Origin of the sequence: Paenibacillus sp. FSL H3-0457 (genome assembly GCF_037981725.1) — a bacterium.
In the GTDB taxonomy this organism is placed as follows: Bacteria; Bacillota; Bacilli; order Paenibacillales; family Paenibacillaceae; genus Paenibacillus; species Paenibacillus amylolyticus.
This window is the reverse complement of record NZ_CP150283.1, coordinates 179,003-196,530: the sequence shown is the minus strand read 5'-3', so window position 1 is coordinate 196,530 and position 17,528 is coordinate 179,003. Positions and strand designations below refer to the sequence as shown.

Annotated in this window: 14 protein-coding genes and 1 tRNA gene; 2 read left to right on the top strand and 13 right to left on the bottom strand. The window is 46.0% G+C overall.

Going from position 1 to position 17,528, the window contains the following annotated elements; translation table 11 throughout:
* Positions 1–91: 91 nt before the first annotated feature.
* From rnr to MHH25_RS00910, 8 genes are all read right to left on the bottom strand, one after another.
* The gene (rnr, locus tag MHH25_RS00945) at positions 92–2,887 is read right to left on the bottom strand and encodes a ribonuclease R (protein WP_047841463.1); all 2,796 of its coding nucleotides are present in this window, start codon (positions 2,885–2,887) and stop codon (positions 92–94) included.
* 560 nt (positions 2,888–3,447) lie between these two features.
* Entirely contained in the window at positions 3,448–3,681 is a 234-nt protein-coding gene (secG, locus tag MHH25_RS00940) for a preprotein translocase subunit SecG (RefSeq protein ID WP_017691238.1), read from the bottom strand.
* Between the two features lie 211 nt (positions 3,682–3,892).
* Entirely contained in the window at positions 3,893–5,179 is a 1,287-nt protein-coding gene (gene eno / locus MHH25_RS00935; protein WP_036616228.1) for a phosphopyruvate hydratase, read from the bottom strand.
* A 239-nt stretch (positions 5,180–5,418) separates the two neighbouring features.
* Complete coding sequence (gpmI, locus tag MHH25_RS00930; protein WP_340018874.1) at positions 5,419–6,963, bottom strand: 2,3-bisphosphoglycerate-independent phosphoglycerate mutase; 1,545 nt, start codon at positions 6,961–6,963, stop codon at positions 5,419–5,421.
* Between the two features lies 1 nt (position 6,964).
* Positions 6,965–7,717, bottom strand: coding sequence for a triose-phosphate isomerase (gene tpiA / locus MHH25_RS00925; protein ID WP_036616221.1), 753 nt, complete (start codon positions 7,715–7,717; stop codon positions 6,965–6,967).
* A gap of 36 nt (positions 7,718–7,753) precedes the next feature.
* Positions 7,754–8,935, bottom strand: a complete 1,182-nt coding sequence (locus MHH25_RS00920) for a phosphoglycerate kinase (protein WP_036616219.1) — start codon at positions 8,933–8,935, stop codon at positions 7,754–7,756.
* A 151-nt stretch (positions 8,936–9,086) separates the two neighbouring features.
* On the bottom strand, positions 9,087–10,094 hold the full coding sequence (gene gap / locus MHH25_RS00915) for a type I glyceraldehyde-3-phosphate dehydrogenase (RefSeq protein ID WP_017691243.1): 1,008 nt from the start codon (positions 10,092–10,094) through the stop codon (positions 9,087–9,089).
* 106 nt (positions 10,095–10,200) lie between these two features.
* The gene (locus tag MHH25_RS00910; protein ID WP_036616216.1) at positions 10,201–11,226 is read right to left on the bottom strand and encodes a sugar-binding domain-containing protein; all 1,026 of its coding nucleotides are present in this window, start codon (positions 11,224–11,226) and stop codon (positions 10,201–10,203) included.
* 458 nt (positions 11,227–11,684) lie between these two features.
* On the opposite strand from MHH25_RS00910, the gene MHH25_RS00905 reads away from it, so the two are divergent.
* Together MHH25_RS00905 and clpP are read left to right on the top strand one after the other, a co-directional pair.
* A tRNA-Arg gene (locus MHH25_RS00905) sits at positions 11,685–11,759 on the top strand.
* Between the two features lie 176 nt (positions 11,760–11,935).
* A complete protein-coding gene (clpP, locus tag MHH25_RS00900) occupies positions 11,936–12,532 on the top strand; it encodes an ATP-dependent Clp endopeptidase proteolytic subunit ClpP (RefSeq protein ID WP_017691245.1) in 597 nt (198 codons plus the stop codon).
* Positions 12,533–12,699: 167 nt separating this feature from the next.
* On the opposite strand, the gene MHH25_RS00895 is transcribed toward clpP, so the two are convergent.
* The 5 genes from MHH25_RS00895 to MHH25_RS00875 form a co-directional block, all read right to left on the bottom strand.
* Positions 12,700–13,797 (bottom strand): DUF4163 domain-containing protein, encoded by a 1,098-nt coding sequence (locus MHH25_RS00895; protein WP_340018873.1) that lies wholly within the window; start codon positions 13,795–13,797, stop codon positions 12,700–12,702.
* A 387-nt stretch (positions 13,798–14,184) separates the two neighbouring features.
* Positions 14,185–14,937 (bottom strand): SIMPL domain-containing protein, encoded by a 753-nt coding sequence (locus MHH25_RS00890; RefSeq protein ID WP_340018872.1) that lies wholly within the window; start codon positions 14,935–14,937, stop codon positions 14,185–14,187.
* Between the two features lie 156 nt (positions 14,938–15,093).
* Positions 15,094–15,363, bottom strand: a complete 270-nt coding sequence (locus MHH25_RS00885) for an HPr family phosphocarrier protein (protein ID WP_017691248.1) — start codon at positions 15,361–15,363, stop codon at positions 15,094–15,096.
* Positions 15,364–15,592: 229 nt separating this feature from the next.
* On the bottom strand, positions 15,593–16,531 hold the full coding sequence (whiA, locus tag MHH25_RS00880) for a DNA-binding protein WhiA (protein WP_036616210.1): 939 nt from the start codon (positions 16,529–16,531) through the stop codon (positions 15,593–15,595).
* A gap of 6 nt (positions 16,532–16,537) precedes the next feature.
* Positions 16,538–17,524 (bottom strand): YvcK family protein, encoded by a 987-nt coding sequence (locus MHH25_RS00875; protein ID WP_017691250.1) that lies wholly within the window; start codon positions 17,522–17,524, stop codon positions 16,538–16,540.
* Positions 17,525–17,528: the final 4 nt, after the last annotated feature.

Below are 17,528 nucleotides of genomic sequence, written 5' to 3'. Positions count from 1 at the left end.
GCGAAACAACACACCGGCTGAAGTGACTATTTTCTCCAACGCTTAACCTGGAGGAACGACTTGTAATCCATTTCTCCAAGTTACGTTAGCTTTATTTTTTCTTTTTCCGTACAAAAGCTGCCGTGCCGTTACCAGCTTCACCTTTGCTCTTCTTCCGCTTGCGTCGTGGTGCTCCGCCTTCCTGAGCGCCACCAGGAGTTGCATTCTCTCCAATAAATACGCCGCTCGGCGAAGTGTTTTTGCGTCCACTTCCGCCTTTGCCACCTTTATTGCCGCCCTTGCCTGACTTAAAGCTTCCTTCACCGCGACCGCTGCCGCTGTTCAGGCCACTTCCTTGTCCACCGGTTGAACTAGTATCCGATCCACCCGATGTAGAGCTATAACCGCCTTTACCTGAGCCAAAACCAAAGCTCACTGCGCCTTTACCCCGGCCAGTTGATCCTCCAGCATCACCAGCACGACGCTCACCTTTTGGTTTGCCGCCGCCTTTACCTGCGTAGCCACCAGATGAGCCTGCGCCCGCGCCTGCACTCGCTGCTCCACCGCGACCGCCACGTCCACCTTTGCTGCTTTCTTCCGTTGATCTGCCACCACGGTTGGCTCCAGCAGCGGATGAGCCGCCTTTGCCGCCTCGCGAACCGCTGAATCCACCTGGTCCACCCTTGGCACCGCCGCGACCGCCACCACTTGCTGGGCGACCACCTTTACCGCCACGTCCGCCACCGAAGCCGCCAGGACGTTCACCGCGAGGTTTCATATCGACCATTTCAAAATCAATCGTATACTCTTCCATGCTTACACGTGCCACACGGATCTTCACTTCATCACCGATGCGGAAGACTTTCGAGGTACGTTCACCAATCAGAGCCATATGCTGATCGTCAAAATGGTAATAGTCGTCCGTGAGTGCGCTCAGGCGAATCAGACCTTCAACCGTGTTCTCCAGTTCAATGAACATACCAAAGCTGGTCACACTGCTGATCATGCCTTCGAACTCTTCGCCTACTTTGTCGAGCATGTACTCGGCTTTTTTCATTTTCTCCGTATCCCGCTCAGCTTCTACCGCCACACGTTCACGTTCCGAAGACTGCTGCGCAATATCGGACATGCGCGCTGCCAGATATTCCTGACGGTTCTCCGGCAAAGCACCATTATTTTCAATGACTTCGCGAATCACCCTGTGAATGACGAGGTCGGGATAACGACGAATTGGAGACGTAAAGTGACTATAGAATTCTGCCGCGAGGCCAAAGTGACCTGACATTTCAGAATCATACTTCGCCTGTTTCATAGAACGCAGCATCATTGTGCTAATAACGGTTTGTTCTTTTGTTTCTTTGATATCCTCAAGCAACGATTGAAGCGCCCGTGGATGAATCGCATTGCCACGTCCTTTGACCTGGTGTCCAAAATTCGCCGCAAAGGCGAGGAAATTTTGCAATTTTTCCTGGTCCGGGTCTTCGTGCACACGATAAATGAAAGGAACCTTCAACCAGTGGAAATGCTCTGCCACTGTTTCGTTCGCTGCCAACATGAATTCCTCAATGATTTGCTCTGCAATCGAACGCTCCCGTTTTACGATATCTACCGGTTTGCATTCTGCGTCCACAATGATTTTGGATTCTTCAAAATCAAAGTCAACCGCACCACGGCGCATACGCATAGCACGCAGCTTCAAAGCAATCTCTTTCATCAGATGGAAATCATCTACCAGATCCTTATAACGCTCGAGCAATTCCGGCTCTTCACCCTCAAGGATTTTACGGACGTTGGAATACGTCATCCGCTCTTTGGTTTTGATTACACTTGTGAAAATGTCATGTTTAACAACCTTCATCTGGTCGTTAAACTCCATCTCGCAAGACAGTGTCAAGCGGTCTACCTGCGGGTTCAAACTACAGATCCCGTTGGACAAACGCTGTGGCAGCATCGGAATAACCCGATCCACCAGATACACACTGCATCCACGGTTGTAGGCTTCCTGATCAAGCTTGGAATTCTCCTGCACATAATAGCCAACGTCGGCAATATGAACACCCAAACGATAGTTCCCGTTAGGCAGTTTCTCTACGTTAACAGCATCATCCAGATCCTTGGCATCTTCGCCATCAATCGTGACAATGTTAAGCCCGCGCAGATCACGGCGACCCTGTTGTACAATCTCTTCATCCGTGATGGAGTCTGGTGCTTTCTCCGCCTCTTCTACCACCTCATCAGGGAAAGCTTCAGGCAGCTGATGCTTGCGAATGACGGACAAAATATCAATACCCGGCTCATCCTTATGACCGAGAATCTCGATCACTTCACCCTCGGCCGCCGCACGACCCTCCGGATAGCTGACGATCTTGGCTACGACCTTCTGTCCATCAACCGCCCCAGCAAAGTTGGTACGTGGGATGAAAATATCGCGATTAATCCGTTTATCATCCGGAATGACAAATCCGTACACCTCATGACTCTGGAACACACCAACGACTTGTGTCACAGCACGAGTAACAATACGGACGATCTCACCCTCCAGGCGACCACCTGAAGGTCCTTGAGATGTGACTTTAACCAATACCGTATCACCATTCATCGCACTTTTCATATCATTGGCGTGAATGTACACATCCGGGTGCTCCCGATCCTCAGGGATAAGGAAAGCGAAACCTTTGGCGTGAGCCTGTAAACGTCCACGTACCAAATCCATGCGCTCTGGCATGCCATAGCGATTGTTACGGGTCAGCAAAACTTTACCGGATTCCTCCAGCGTATTAAGCATAATCAAAAAGGCTTTGAAATCAGCTGCATCTTCAATAGCGAAGTGCTGTTCCAACTCCTGATAAGTCATAGGTTTATAAGCGGTTTCCCGCATGAAGTCGAGCAATTGTTGTTCTGTTATCATTAATATATTCACCTCGGGAAACATAAAAGTGTAAGCAAGTCTCATCTCTTTATGTATCGGAATTCTTACCTTTTTCATGCAATACAATATCATTGCTGTGAAGAGTGTAGTAGTACAACCATACTATCTCATACCCTAGTATACACGAATTCAATCCGGCCCATCCGTACCTCGCAAAAAAACCACAGTTGCCGGGCGCTCCTCTAAAATCACGCTTTCACGTATCTCTACAGCATTTTATGCGATACACGTGCTGTGCGCATCTGGAAAAGGACTACATCCGAAAATTTTCTGTACACATGACATTCATTATAGGGAGTGAGTTCGCGTAACGAATAAGCGAGGGACATACCATACATGATAGGGGTGTGTTGCATGTTAAGGAAGGAAAACCGAACAGAAGTGAGAAGAAGACCGAAAATCATGGAGTCTATAGATTAAATTGTTGGGAAAGTTTGGACGCGTAAGAATTTATTAAAAAACCCCCGTTTCTTCACGAAACGAAGGTTCATCAATTAAGACATTAGCTTAAGCTATTCATTGAACAGCAGTTCCAATTCTTACTTGGAAGCCACCGTAACAACAATAGACAAAATCATAAATCCTGCACCCAGTACCACCGTTGCACGTTGCAGGAAGAGATCCAATCCGCGCGCTTTCGTTTTACCGAAAAGATGTTCCGCACCACCGGAGATGGCACCCGCCAAACCAGCGCTTTTCCCGTGCTGCAGTAATACTACAGTGATTAGACCGATCGAGAAAACAACGAGCAGCAATTTCAAAGCAATATCCATTCTTTCCACCTCCTACCCATGTGGGCATACATCTCACCATAAAAACAGTTACTTTAATTGTAACATAGCTATGGTTGTACTACAAGTAGTACAGTTTATACAATGCCCTAAATTTCACCATCTGCGTGATCCTTACGTTATACCATTACTTCGTTGCAATAAAAAAGACAAGCCGGTTACCCGGCTTGCCCGTAAAAGCTGGATATCCAGCTTATTTTTTAAGGTTGTAGAATCCTTTAAGACCATTGTATTGAGCCAGTTCACCCAGTTGATCCTCAATGCGGAGCAATTGGTTGTACTTCGCGATACGGTCAGTACGGGAAGGAGCACCCGTTTTGATTTGACCAGCGTTAGTTGCAACAGCGATATCAGCGATTGTGCTGTCTTCGGACTCACCGGAACGGTGAGAGATTACAGCTGTGTATCCTGCGCGTTTAGCCATTTCGATTGCATCAAATGTTTCAGTCAATGTACCGATTTGGTTAACTTTGATCAGGATGGAGTTACCGATACCTTCGTTGATACCTCTGCCCAGACGCTCAGTATTTGTTACGAACAGGTCATCACCAACGAGTTGTACTTTGTCTCCCAATTTCTCAGTGAGCAATTTCCAACCATCCCAGTCATCTTCGGACATACCGTCTTCGATTGTGATGATTGGGTATTTCTCAACCCATGAAGCCAGAAGATCAACATACTCAGCAGAAGTGTAAGATTTACCTTCGCCAGCAAGTGTGTACTTACCATCTTTGTAGAACTCAGTGGAAGCAACGTCCATACCCAGGAATACGTCAACGCCTGGTTTGTAACCAGCTTTTTCAATTGCTTCGATGATTGTAGTGATTGCTTCTTCGTTCGAACCAAGGTTCGGTGCGAAACCACCTTCGTCACCTACAGCTGTGTTCAAGCCTTTGGAGCTCAATACGGATTTCAAGTTGTGGAAGATCTCTGCACCTACGCGAAGAGCTTCTTTGAAGCTTGGTGCTCCAACTGGAAGAACCATGAACTCTTGAACGTCGATGTTGTTGTCAGCATGCTCACCACCGTTGATGATGTTCATCATTGGAACTGGCAATGCTTTAGCGTTGAATCCGCCCAAGTAAACGTACAATGGCAGGTCCAGAGCGTCAGCAGCTGCGCGAGCTACTGCCATGGATACAGCCAGGATTGCGTTAGCGCCCAGTTTACCTTTGTTTGGCGTACCATCCAAAGTGATCATCAATTTGTCGATACCCAGTTGATCCAATGCATCCATACCGATAACTTCTGGAGCGATTGTTTCGTTTACGTTTTTAACAGCTTGCAGAACGCCTTTACCGAGGTAACGGGATTTGTCGCCATCGCGAAGCTCAACTGCTTCGTGGGCACCAGTGGATGCACCAGATGGAACGATTGCGCGTCCGATTGCGCCGGACTCCAGGTATACTTCAACTTCTACTGTAGGGTTACCGCGGGAGTCGAGGACTTCGCGAGCGTACACGTCAGAAATAATAGTCATTTGTGATAATCTCCTTTATAGTTGGGATTTAATTTTTGGACCAACTTGTGTTTGCTCTTATTTTACTACATCAGCAGAATCGTCTTCCAATCGCTGTTATCCCCTGATTTCTTTGAACTTATTTTCATAAGTTGAAATCATGTGATAAAGGCGAACGCTTCGCTTCTTCAGACTATTTCTGCTGCCTTCGTTCAATGCGCAAACACCAAACCGCCCAATTATATATGTTGTTGTGTAACTTATTTACGGGTAGCGATGACAGATGTACCTGTCATTTCAGCCGGTTTAGGCAATTGCATCAGGTCAAGGATCGTTGGCGCGATATCTGCCAGGATTCCGCCTTCACGCATCGTTACATTTGCATCAGTAACGATGAATGGAACCGGGTTCGTTGTATGAGCTGTGAACGGACGTCCTTTCTCATCGAACACCATATCCGCGTTACCATGATCCGCCGTGATCAGTACAACGCCGCCTTTGGCAAGTACTGCATCCACAACACGGCCCATGCACTCATCTGTTACTTCAACCGCTTTGATGGTAGGCTCCAGCATGCCGGAGTGTCCAACCATGTCAGGGTTAGCAAAGTTCAGAATGATGGCGTCATGTTTGTCTGCTTCGATCTCGCGAACACATGCGTCAGCTACTTCATACGCGCTCATCTCCGGTTGCAGATCATACGTTGCAACTTTTGGTGAGTTGATCAGTACACGAGTTTCGCCCGGAAGCTCCACATCACGACCGCCGCTGAAGAAGAAGGTAACGTGCGGGTATTTCTCAGTTTCTGCAATACGCAGTTGTTTTTTATTGTTCTGTACCAGAACTTCACCCAGGGTGTTGTCGAGGTTCTTCGGCGAATAAGCCACATAACCTTCAACCGTCTCGCTGAACAAAGTCAAGCATACAAAGTGCAAGCCCACAGGGAACTTCGGACCACGATCGAAACCGCGGAAATCCTGGTTCGTGAATACTTGCGACAACTGGATCGCACGGTCAGGACGGAAGTTGAGGAAGATAACGGAATCGCCGCTCTCTACCAAACCTACCGGCTCACCATCCGCTTTGACGATAACCGTTGGTTCAACGAATTCATCAAATACGGACTTCTCATACGATTCTTCAACCGCTTTGAGTGGGTCAGTGTATTTTGGTCCATCGCCATAAACGATGGCGCGGTATGATTTCTCAACCCGTTCCCAACGTTTGTCACGGTCCATCGCGTAATAGCGACCTTGAACCGTTGCGATTTGTCCTACACCGACTTCTTCAATCTTAGCGATCAGCTTCTGTATGAAGTCTTTACCACTGTCTGGCATAACATCACGGCCATCCATGAAAGCATGAATATATACATCATTCATTCCTTCTTTTTTGGCCAGATCCAGCATAGCAAACAGGTGGTCGATGTGACTATGTACGCCGCCATCGGACAACAAGCCGTAGAGATGAAGCTTTTTGCCGCTTTGTTTCGCTTCGCGAACAGCTTTGACAAGTGTTTCATTGTCGTAGAACTCGCCGTCACGAATGGATTTGGAGATACGAGTCAAATCCTGGTATACGATCCGGCCGGCACCAATATTCAGGTGACCTACCTCGGAATTTCCCATTTGCCCTTCTGGCAAACCTACAGCTTCACCGCAAGCAGTGAGTGTTGTATGTGGGAATTGGCTCATGAAACGGTCGTAGTTCGGTTTTTTGGCTTGCGCTACCGCATTGCCTTCCACCGTGTTACGCAGACCAAAGCCATCCATGATGATCAGTGCTACAGGTTTTGGAGCTGTCATCTTACTTCGCCCCCTCAACAAGCGCGATGAACGAAGCCGGCTGCAAGCTGGCACCGCCAACAAGTGCGCCGTCGATGTCGCTTTGTCCGAGGTATTCTGTTACGTTCTCCGGTTTAACACTGCCGCCGTATTGAATACGAACTGCATTCGCAACCGTCTCGTTGTACAGATCCTTCACCAGCGTACGGATGTAAGCAATAACTTCATTCGCATCTTGGGAAGTGGAGGATTTGCCTGTACCAATCGCCCAGATCGGCTCATAAGCAATAACAACTTGTGCCGCTTGCTCTGCAGACAGACCTGCAAAAGCAGCTACTGTTTGCACTTTGCATACGTCTTTTGTTTGGTTCGCTTCACGCTCTTCAAGCGTCTCACCAAGGCAGAAGATTGGAGTCAAACCGTGACGGAATGCTGCATGCAACTTTTTATTGACAGTCTCATCGGTTTCCGCAAAATATTGACGGCGCTCCGAGTGACCAATAATGACATAATCCACACCCAGGTCTTTCAGCATCACGCCGCTGATTTCACCTGTGAATGCACCGTTATCTTCAAAATGAAGATTTTGTGCACCAATTTTGATGTTTGTACCTTTAACCGCTTCTACCAGGGATGGCAGATTTGTAAACGGTGCGCAGATTACAGTTTCTACGCCTTCAACTTCCGCTTTTCCTTTAACTTCCTGAATGAAGTCATTGGACTCGGAAACCGTTTTGAACATTTTCCAGTTACCTGCGATAATCGGTGTTCTCATGGGTTTCAACTCCTTCATGCTATAGACTACTAAAACTTACTTGTCGTTCAATGCCACTACGCCTGGAAGTACTTTACCTTCCATGAACTCGAGCGATGCACCGCCACCTGTAGAGATGTGGTTCATCTTGTCAGCCAATTTGAACTTCTCAGCTGCTGCTGCGGAGTCACCGCCACCAATTACAGTGTAAGCTTCTGTCTCAGCGCAAGCTTCCGCTACTGCACGAGTACCGTGGGAGAATGGCTCGATTTCAAATACGCCCATTGGTCCGTTCCAAACAACCAATTTGGAGTTTTTGATTACATCAGCATAGATCTCACGTGTTTTAGGACCGATGTCGATACCTTCCCAATCTGCTGGGATACCATCGATGTCAACGATTTGTGTGTTTGCTTTCGCACTGAAATCGTCAGACACTACGATATCTACCGGCAGGTAGAAGTTTTTGCCCAATTTTTTCGCTTTTTCGATAAAACCGAGAGCAACATCAAGTTTGGAATCATCCAGCAAGGATTGTCCAATTTCATGTCCTTGTGCTTTGAAGAACGTGTAAGTCAGACCGCCACCGATGATTACGTTGTCTGCAATGTTCAGCAGGTTGTCGATTACATCGATTTTGTCCTTAACTTTGGATCCACCAATGATAGCTGTGAAAGGACGCTCAGGGTTGGAGATTGCTTTACCCAACACTTCAAGTTCTTTCTCCATCAACAAACCGGACACTGCTGGAAGCAAGTGAGCGATTCCTTCAGTCGAAGCGTGTGCTCTGTGAGCCGCGCCAAACGCATCGTTAACGAAAACGTCAGCCAGTTCAGCAAATTGTTTTGCCAGTTCCGGATCGTTTTTCTCTTCGCCTGCGTGGAAACGAACGTTTTCAAGCAACAATACGTCGCCGTTGTTCAGTTCAGCGATTTGAGCTTTAACAGCGTCACCAACAGAACCGTCAGCTTTAACAACTGTTTTACCAAGCAATTCAGACAAACGCTCAGCTGCTGGAGTCAAACGCAAAGATTCAACCACTTCGCCGTTAGGACGACCCATGTGGCTTGCCAAAATGACTTTAGCGCCTTTTTCAATCAAGAAGTTGATTGTAGGAAGCGTTGCACGAATACGTTTGTCATCTGTAATTTTACCATCTTCGAGCGGCACATTGAAATCTACACGGACAAAAGCCCGTTTTCCTGTCAATTCGATATCGCGTACACTTTTTTTGTTCATCTGTATTTCCTCCGCACCCATGTATTTGGTGGACCAATCAAGAGCTAAAATCCCTCGTCAATCCTGGTGTTTTTGAGAAATTTGCAAAATGTAGATATATAAAGAGCGGAAACAATATAGCATCTGTTTCCGCTCTATGTTATTACAGATATTACTTAATCATTTTTGCAAAGTGCTCCAAAGTGCGAACCAATTGTGCAGTGTAGGACATTTCATTGTCATACCAAGCTACAGTTTTAACCAATTGTTGGTCGCCAACAGTCAGAACTTTAGTTTGAGTTGCATCAAACAGGGAACCGAAAGTGATTCCTTGAATATCGGAAGATACGATTTCGTCTTCTGTGTATCCGAAAGTTTCTGGATCGGAAGCTTCTTGCATAGCTGCGTTAACTTCTTCAGCAGTTACTTTTTTGTTCAGAACAGTTACGAGCTCAGTCAGGGAACCAGTAGCTACTGGTACACGTTGAGCTGCACCATCAAGGATGCCTTGCAGTTCTGGGATTACCAGACCGATTGCTTTAGCAGCACCAGTTGTGTTAGGGATGATGTTTTCAGCTGCTGCGCGAGCACGACGGAAGTCACCTTTAGGGTGTGGAGCATCCAACGTGTTTTGGTCGCCAGTGTAAGCGTGAATTGTAGTCATCAAACCTTGAACGATTCCGAATTTGTCTTGCAGTGTTTTTGCCATAGGTGCCAGGCAGTTTGTTGTGCAAGATGCGCCGGAGATTACAGTTTCAGTACCGTCGAGGATTTCATGGTTTACGTTGTAAACGATGGTTTTCATGTCGCCAGTAGCTGGTGCGGAGATAACAACTTTCTTAGCTCCACCTTTCAAGTGTTTCTCAGCTGCTTCTTTAGTTGTGAAGAAACCAGTACATTCCAGAACGATATCTACGCCCAGGTCGCCCCAAGGAAGTTCTTCTGGGTTACGGTTAGCCAATACTTTAACTTCTTTGCCGTTCACTTTGAAGAAGCCATCGTGTACTTCAACATCGCCATCGAAGCGACCTTGAGTTGTATCATATTTGAGCAAATGAGCGAGCATTTTAGCGTCAGTCAAGTCGTTGATTGCTACTACCTCGATGCCTGCTACATTTTGAATACGGCGGAATGCCAAGCGTCCAATACGTCCAAAACCGTTAATACCTACTTTAATCATGAGTAAGTTCCTCCCAAGTTTTGATTAATTTTTTATGAAACTTATATATTCAAGACAGACGGTGAAGTCCGTCAAGACAACAATAGTTGTGATACAAAGTAAAACCTTATTCCATTTCAGCAACGATGACTTCGGCAGCAGCCTCATCAATAATCAGAATATCTTCCTGACCAAATCGTAACACGGAATGTATAGCAGCAGCTTTGCTTTTGCCACCTGCAATTCCAATCACAACATCGGTTCGTTCAATATCCTGAAGTCGCATACCCAGTGTAAGCATGGTATGTACCACCTTACCCTGATCATTAAAGTAATAACCGAAAGATTCAGATACGGCCCCTTGCTCCTGAAGTTCATCTATAATCTCCGTCGCAAGTTTGCGTCTTTTGGCCATCTCTACGGCATCACCAATTCCATGAATAACAATCCGTGATTGCCTGATCAGCTGCAGAATCTCCTGAACACTAGGGTCCTGGATTAATGATTCATAGGCATGATCACTGAGCAAATCCGGTACATGCAGGAGTTTGTATTGCGCCCCTACCCGTTTTGCCATTGTGGATGCGATCGTATTAGCCTGAATTTCAAGGCTTTCTCCAAGTCCACCGCGTGCTGGTACGAACCAGACACCTTTGAGCGATGTTGGCGGATTTAGTTGTTCTGCGACTTCGGCCGTTGTTGAACCACCAGTAACGGCGACAACGTCGTTGTCACTCATGATATTGCCGAGAGCCTTCGCTCCGGCTCTGCCCAGTTCCCTTTTGGCAAATGGAGAAACGTCCGAATCACCAGGAACCACAACTACCTTTTGCAGACCGTAGGCTTGCTTGATGCGCTCTTCCAGCTCGGATAATCCGAACAGCTCTTTGGCTACGGGCTCTAACTGCTGCAGCAAATCATACCCTGCCTCACTGATCTTCATTCCTGCACTGTCAATTTCAATAAGTCCCTGAGCCTTTAACAGATCGGTCTCAGCCCTCAGAACCCGCTCGGTCATCTGCATGGAATTAGCTAACGTTCTCCGTCCGATCACATCCGATAACATGATCTGTTGCAGAATCGTATACCTCTTTTTCAAGATATCCATGAGATCAGGCAGAAGCTGCTTTTGTACTTCTAAAATCGTTCGCATGCTTTCCACTCCCGCAAGTTCTCGTTCTAAGCTCTCTTTCGTGGCCCTAAAACGTCCCGGGTTAACTTTTTAAGTCCCACGTCTATTCTACCTAAAACTGACGCGACATGCAAGTGTTTCAACGTGTTATTTCGACACGCATTCAGCGTTTGTACGCGCCTATTTTCACAATCCCAGACTTCCATGATCTAGGACTAGCTCACACATACCATATATAGAAGAAACAAATGAATTCAATCTACATATCGCTCAGAATTACATTTCATACGGCATGTCCAAAACCTCTAATAGCATTTACTTAAATGCACTCTTTATCCACTCTTCTTCATCATGATCATTTTTAGGTTAATCCAAACCAATACCACAACGAACTGCTTGCAATTAAATATTTCATGAGCTATAATCATTATTGCTGTCATATATTTAGAAAGCTACATAAATTGGTAGCAAATTAATGTGCGCCCGTGGTCCAATGGATATGACGTAGGCCTCCGAAGCCTGAGATCCAAGTTCGATTCTTGGCGGGCGCGCCATTTTTATTTAACAGCTCATAACCCATTTAACCAATGAAACCGGAAAGGTTTCTTTTTTTTGCAAGTTAGTTTGACTTTCTTTGACTTTTTGTTTGGAATTGTTTATTATGTGGGTAATACGGTAACAGTTTAAGTATAAACACCAATAACATTTACATTCCAAGGAGGTTTTTCACGTGAGTTTTATTCCAATGGTCGTTGAACAGAGCAACCGGGGTGAGCGCGCCTACGACATCTACTCCAGATTGCTGAAGGATCGTATTATTTTCCTTGGTAGCGATGTTAATGACGTAGTGGCTAATGCCATTATGGCACAGATGTTGTTCCTGGCTGCGGAAGATCCGGAGAAAGACATTCACTTATACATCAACAGCCCAGGCGGATCGATTACAGCCGGTATGGCGATTTACGATACAATGCAATTCATCAAACCGGATGTATCTACCATCTGTGTAGGTATGGCGGCTTCCATGGGTGCATTCTTGTTGAATGCCGGTGCAAAAGGTAAACGTTTTGCATTACCAAACAGTGAAATTATGATTCACCAACCACTTGGTGGTGCACAAGGTCAGGCTTCTGACATCGAAATCCGTGCTCGCCGCATCCTGAAAATGCGTGATACGTTGAACCGCATCATCTCTGAGCGTTCAGGTCAACCGCTGGAGCGGATTGAGAAAGATACAGATCGTGACTACTTCATGAGTGCTGCTGAAGCCGCCGATTACGGTATCATTGATAAAGTCATCGAAAACGTAGGATCACAAGGCATCTAAGTGTGACGTAGACCACGGTCTATGCGTTAACATAATCAACACCTAACGTAATCAGCAACATATAATTGTGTTGTCTATACGAGAAGAAGCCCTCATCATAATTATGATGGGGGCTTCTTTTTTCATTTTATAAGGAAGAAAACTTAAGAGTGCATAATAATGATTCTTTATTTGGTTCCATTTACATTACTGAAAGGTTCCGTGCCTTTAGGGAGAAGCTCTTTATACGTAAATGGCATTTCAGGGAATCCTTCTGCGTACGCCGTATACTCATACAACTGGAAGAACACAACTACACCCGTTGGTGTCACATAGAAATCTTGATCTTTATTCAGCCCTTTGTAACCGTCGAGGTATCCACCGCGGGCTTTCAGTTGTTCACCCACTTTTTTACTCAACGTCTCGCGCATGGTTTTGTTATTTTGCAGCACATCATCTAATGTAAGCTCCTTGCCTGTGTCCAGTGCAAAGGTGTGGCCAGTACGGTATGTCATGCCATGAGCGCCAGCATAATCTTCATATCGTTGTGTAATGAGTCCCAGCACGCCTTTTTCGTTGTACGTCACTACATAGGAGCTCTCAAATGCATATGGACGGTTGGCTGTTGCACCGCCGAATTCAGATGTCTGTTTCTTGAAGTCAGCTACATAAGCATCCACTTCGTCTTTCAGCACTTTGTTGATCGCCGCTTCAGCTTCTTTGCTGGCAAGTCCACTCACTTGCGGATATTGAACATCTACTTCAGCATTTTTTACAGTAACATTAACTGTTGCCGCTTTAATTTTAACGTTATTTTGTTTCACCTTGCTGAGTGTCAACGTTTTGGTTTTGCCATCCCAATTCCCCTGTACACCCAGATAATCTCTCATTGCCGAGAATGGGATATATAATCGACCCTGAATCAATTTTGCTTCCACCTGAGGGTAATAACCGTTAATATAAACGTTTGGCTGTCCATCCATCAGGCTAACGGTCATCGCATTGTTGGCTGCCGTTACCGTATATGACTTGGTTTTCGCATCATATTTCAGCGTTCCACCTGCCACATCTTTAACTGCCGTAAGAGATACCCAAGTTGAACCACCTTGAAGAAGTCCTTTTTGAGTCAGTGTTTTTCCACCCGACTTCAGGGTCACCTCAGCTGTGGTTGTCACTTTCGAGGATACCGATGCCGCCTGAACCGAACTGTCCTGCCACACCGAACCGCTACCTACAATAATTCCTGCTGCAAGCAACGCACTTGTCCATTTTTTCCATGATGTCATATATAAAACTCCTCTCTGAATTCACAATTAGGGATCATTGCGTATGTAATCCTGACCTGATCGCATATCTCATACGCTCACCTCTCTATTATAATTAACCCGATTTCGGAAAGGTTTACAGCTCGAGTTACAATGTTGATGAATATCAGTAGGAAAATATATGGGGATATGACCTTTTTGTCACGAACAACTATACAAAAAAGATACCAATATACAGCATTTCATGTTGCTTCAAAAAGGTACCCTTCTATATAACTTCATCAAAGTTTGCTTTTCCAACAAAAAAAGACTCTGTCCATAGGACAAAGTCTTTGTCATTATTTCGTTGTACCCTTCAAATGACACTTAAAAAGGTTCTTGAGTTTACAATCCTTAGTTCACTCTTATTTATTTCATTTCATACGTGATATTCAGGATTGTACTTACTTTAACCTGGCCCGTTTCAATCTCAGTACCACCTGCTGTATCTTGTGCTTTGGACATCAACGCCTCGCTTGCATAGAATACAGGCACATTGGCATCACCTTGGCTCACGGAAAGAACAGCACCCAGTTGACGCTTAACTGCTTTTGCAATGGCGCCCGCTTTCGCATCTGCATTGGCAACAGCTTTTTCAATCACTTGGGATTCATAACTTTCCGGATTTTCTACAGTAAAGCGTACGTTTTCAATATTGTTGGCACCCGCACCCGAAGCAGCATCGAGCAACTCGCCAATCTTGTCCATCTGACGATATGTGACTGTCAGCGTATGATGCGCTGTATATCCTTTAATTTGTTGTCCGTCTTTTTCGCTATACGTATAGTTGGGTTGTACAGAGAACTGACTCGTTTGAATGTCGTCTGCACTGATCTTCCACGTATTCTTCAGCAAGTTGGATACCTTTTGAACTTTGGCAGCATTCGCTTTTTGAGCAGATGCAGCTGTCTCTGCAGTACTGTTCACACCAATGGACAGATAAGCGATATCAGGCTTCACCTGAATCTCACCTTTACCCACAACATTAATCACATTCTGTTGTACACCCTGAACCTCTGCAGCGTAAGCATAGTTACCTGGTGCAACCCATGCTGTTCCTCCAACAAGCAACGTACTTGCCACCAGCACCGCACCAAACGGTTTCATCCATTGTTTACCCATCACGATAGCCTCCTTATGTGTTAACATCTCAAACTTTAAACGATTTGATACCTTAACAGACGGGACAAATTCCATAATGTTGCACTTGACGATAGCATAAACGTGAAAAACACAAAAAAGCCCCTTTCGGGACTTCTTCATTAGATTGATCATATCTTATTGGTTTTCGAGCTCTTCCTTGCTTACCAGACTAACTAAAGCGTTTACAGCCTGTTCGGCATCCGCGCCTTCTGCACTAATCTGGATTTCCGTACCTGTGCTAATTGCAAGGCTCATGATCCCCATGATACTTTTTGCATTAACTTTTTTGTCGTCCTTCTCGACGAACACTTCAGACGAGTACTTATTCGCTTCTTGAACGAACAGTGCCGCAGGTCTGGCATGGAGACCCGTTTTCAAACGGACAACTACCGGGTGCTTTGTCATGGAAACTTACCCCCTATTATGAAATCTGGACATTAAATACACAATTATATTTATACAACATTATACCATTAACCCGTGCAGGACACTAGAAGAAAAAACTCAGGGTGCTTTGGAGGACATTATCTTGCCCTAATTTCATCTTTTGCACAGCTCATCCAATGACCTAAGTGAGTCTCCCAGATCCTTAAGGGCTAACTTTCCCGACCTTGTTACTTTACCCTACTCCGTCTTAACCATAACGTTCTGTGCGTACTTTCTCAGCCAGCTCATCAATTTTACGAAGCCGATGGTTCACTCCCGACTTACTGACTGTACCTTTAAGGAGCTCGCCAACTTCCTTCAAGTTAATATCCGGATGAGCCAGTCGAACCTCCGCCACTTCGCGAAGCTTCTCAGGCAAAGATTCCAGACCAACTTCCTTTTGTAACAACCGGATATTATCGATTTGCCTCACCGCCGCTCCGATGGTCTTATTCAGGTTGGCGGTCTCACAATTGACAATCCGATTAACGGAGTTACGCATGTCGCGCATAATCCGTACGTCTTCAAACTTGAACAAGGCCTGATGAGCACCAATGATGCTGAGCAGCTCAATGATTTTCTCGCCTTCCTTAATGTATAGGATGAATCCTTTTTTCCGTTCTATACACCGGGCATTCAGATGAAATTCATTGGCCAGGTCAACCAGTGCCTGACAGTGCTCTTCATACATAGACGCAATCTCCAGGTGGTACGAGGAACCTTCCGGATTATTAACCGATCCACCTGCGAGAAATGCACCGCGAAGATAGGCCCGTTTACAACAGTTTTGCTGAAACAATTCCGTACTGATCCCTGGGGTAAAGAGAAAGCCCTCAGATACAATATGAAGACTATTGAGAATCTCCTGCACCATGGTTGGAATACGAACAATATATACATTGTTCTTTTTCAGCCGCATTTTTTTGCGGACCAGTAATTCCGTATGCACTTGAAAATGCTTTTTAAGCAGAGAGTATGCCCGTCTTGCAATCGCGGCATTCTCCGTCGAAATATCCAAGATCACTTTTTTATTCGATAACTGCACTGCACCAAGCATACGGATGAGGGCTGAAAGTTCCGCCTTTTCGCAGCACGGTTCGCTCTCGATCATGGTTAACTCTTTTTTGGTCTGTGCTGCAAACGACATGGGACTTCACCTCTTCCGTAACATCCAATTTTGTACCAGTTGGTAGATGTGATGACTTAACTTGTCGGCATCATGACGCAGATAGGTTTTGAACAGAACAAGGGTATCTGCAACCACCTGATAACCGGCACTTTCGAGTACATTCATATCCAGTACAACCGGTTTTGCTCCTTTTTCCGCATACTTATTTTGCACTTGCAGCGGAATGTCACCATTATTTACGATAACATAGTCGAAGAGCTGATGACCTATATGCTCGTGTACCGCCTTAAGGTGGTCACTTACCGTATAGTTATCCGTTTCTCCCGGCTGTGTCATCACATTACAGATAAACATCTTCACCGCATCAGCCTCTACCACAGCTTCTGCAAGCTTAGGTACGAGTAAATTGGGAAGGATGCTTGTATAGAGGCTGCCTGGCCCGATCAGAATAGCATCAGCTTGACGAATCGCCTCTACTGCCTCTGGCAACGGCTCCACGTGATCCGGTTCAAGGAAAACACGTTTGATGCGTCCACCCGCCTCAGGGATTTTGGACTCACCTGTAATAATTGTCCCATCTTCCATCTCCGCATGCAACACAACGGCCTGCCCGGCTGCTGGCAATACCTCACCTCGAACGGCAAACACGCGGCTAAGCTCCCGCACTGCGGTCACAAAGTCGCCCGAAATATCCGTCATTGCAGCCAAAATCAAATTTCCCAAGCTGTGGCCTGCAAGCCCCGCGCCTGTATTGAAACGGTACTTCAACATATCTGAAAGCAATGGTTCTACATCAGCCAGTGCCGTAAGCACGTTGCGAATGTCGCCCGGAGGCGGCATCTGTAGCTCATTGCGCAGGATGCCTGAACTTCCACCGTCATCTGCAACTGTGACGATGGCCGTGATATCCAGCGGCTTCTCTTTCAAACCGCGCAGCATCACGGATAATCCGGTTCCGCCGCCCATTACAACTATTCTCGGACGTTCTCTTCGTGGTCCGGCCTCTTTCATCCCT

What these genes read in the sequence shown, in the direction of transcription:
- secG (WP_017691238.1), bottom strand. Translation starts at nt 3,681, where the DNA reads ATGGATATTGCTTTGAAATTGCTGCTCGTTGTTTTCTCGATCGGTCTA.
- MHH25_RS00895 (WP_340018873.1), bottom strand. Translation starts at nt 13,797, where the DNA reads ATGACATCATGGAAAAAATGGACAAGTGCGTTGCTTGCAGCAGGAATT.
- MHH25_RS00885 (WP_017691248.1), bottom strand. Translation starts at nt 15,363, where the DNA reads ATGACAAAGCACCCGGTAGTTGTCCGTTTGAAAACGGGTCTCCATGCC.
- tpiA (WP_036616221.1), bottom strand. Translation starts at nt 7,717, where the DNA reads ATGAGAACACCGATTATCGCAGGTAACTGGAAAATGTTCAAAACGGTT.
- MHH25_RS00875 (WP_017691250.1), bottom strand. Translation starts at nt 17,524, where the DNA reads ATGAAAGAGGCCGGACCACGAAGAGAACGTCCGAGAATAGTTGTAATG.
- whiA (WP_036616210.1), bottom strand. Translation starts at nt 16,531, where the DNA reads ATGTCGTTTGCAGCACAGACCAAAAAAGAGTTAACCATGATCGAGAGC.
- MHH25_RS00920 (WP_036616219.1), bottom strand. Translation starts at nt 8,935, where the DNA reads ATGAACAAAAAAAGTGTACGCGATATCGAATTGACAGGAAAACGGGCT.
- gap (WP_017691243.1), bottom strand. Translation starts at nt 10,094, where the DNA reads ATGATTAAAGTAGGTATTAACGGTTTTGGACGTATTGGACGCTTGGCA.
- eno (WP_036616228.1), bottom strand. Translation starts at nt 5,179, where the DNA reads ATGACTATTATTTCTGACGTGTACGCTCGCGAAGTCCTCGACTCCCGC.
- MHH25_RS00890 (WP_340018872.1), bottom strand. Translation starts at nt 14,937, where the DNA reads ATGGGTAAACAATGGATGAAACCGTTTGGTGCGGTGCTGGTGGCAAGT.
- rnr (WP_047841463.1), bottom strand. Translation starts at nt 2,887, where the DNA reads ATGATAACAGAACAACAATTGCTCGACTTCATGCGGGAAACCGCTTAT.
- gpmI (WP_340018874.1), bottom strand. Translation starts at nt 6,963, where the DNA reads ATGACAGCTCCAAAACCTGTAGCACTGATCATCATGGATGGCTTTGGT.
- MHH25_RS00910 (WP_036616216.1), bottom strand. Translation starts at nt 11,226, where the DNA reads ATGCGAACGATTTTAGAAGTACAAAAGCAGCTTCTGCCTGATCTCATG.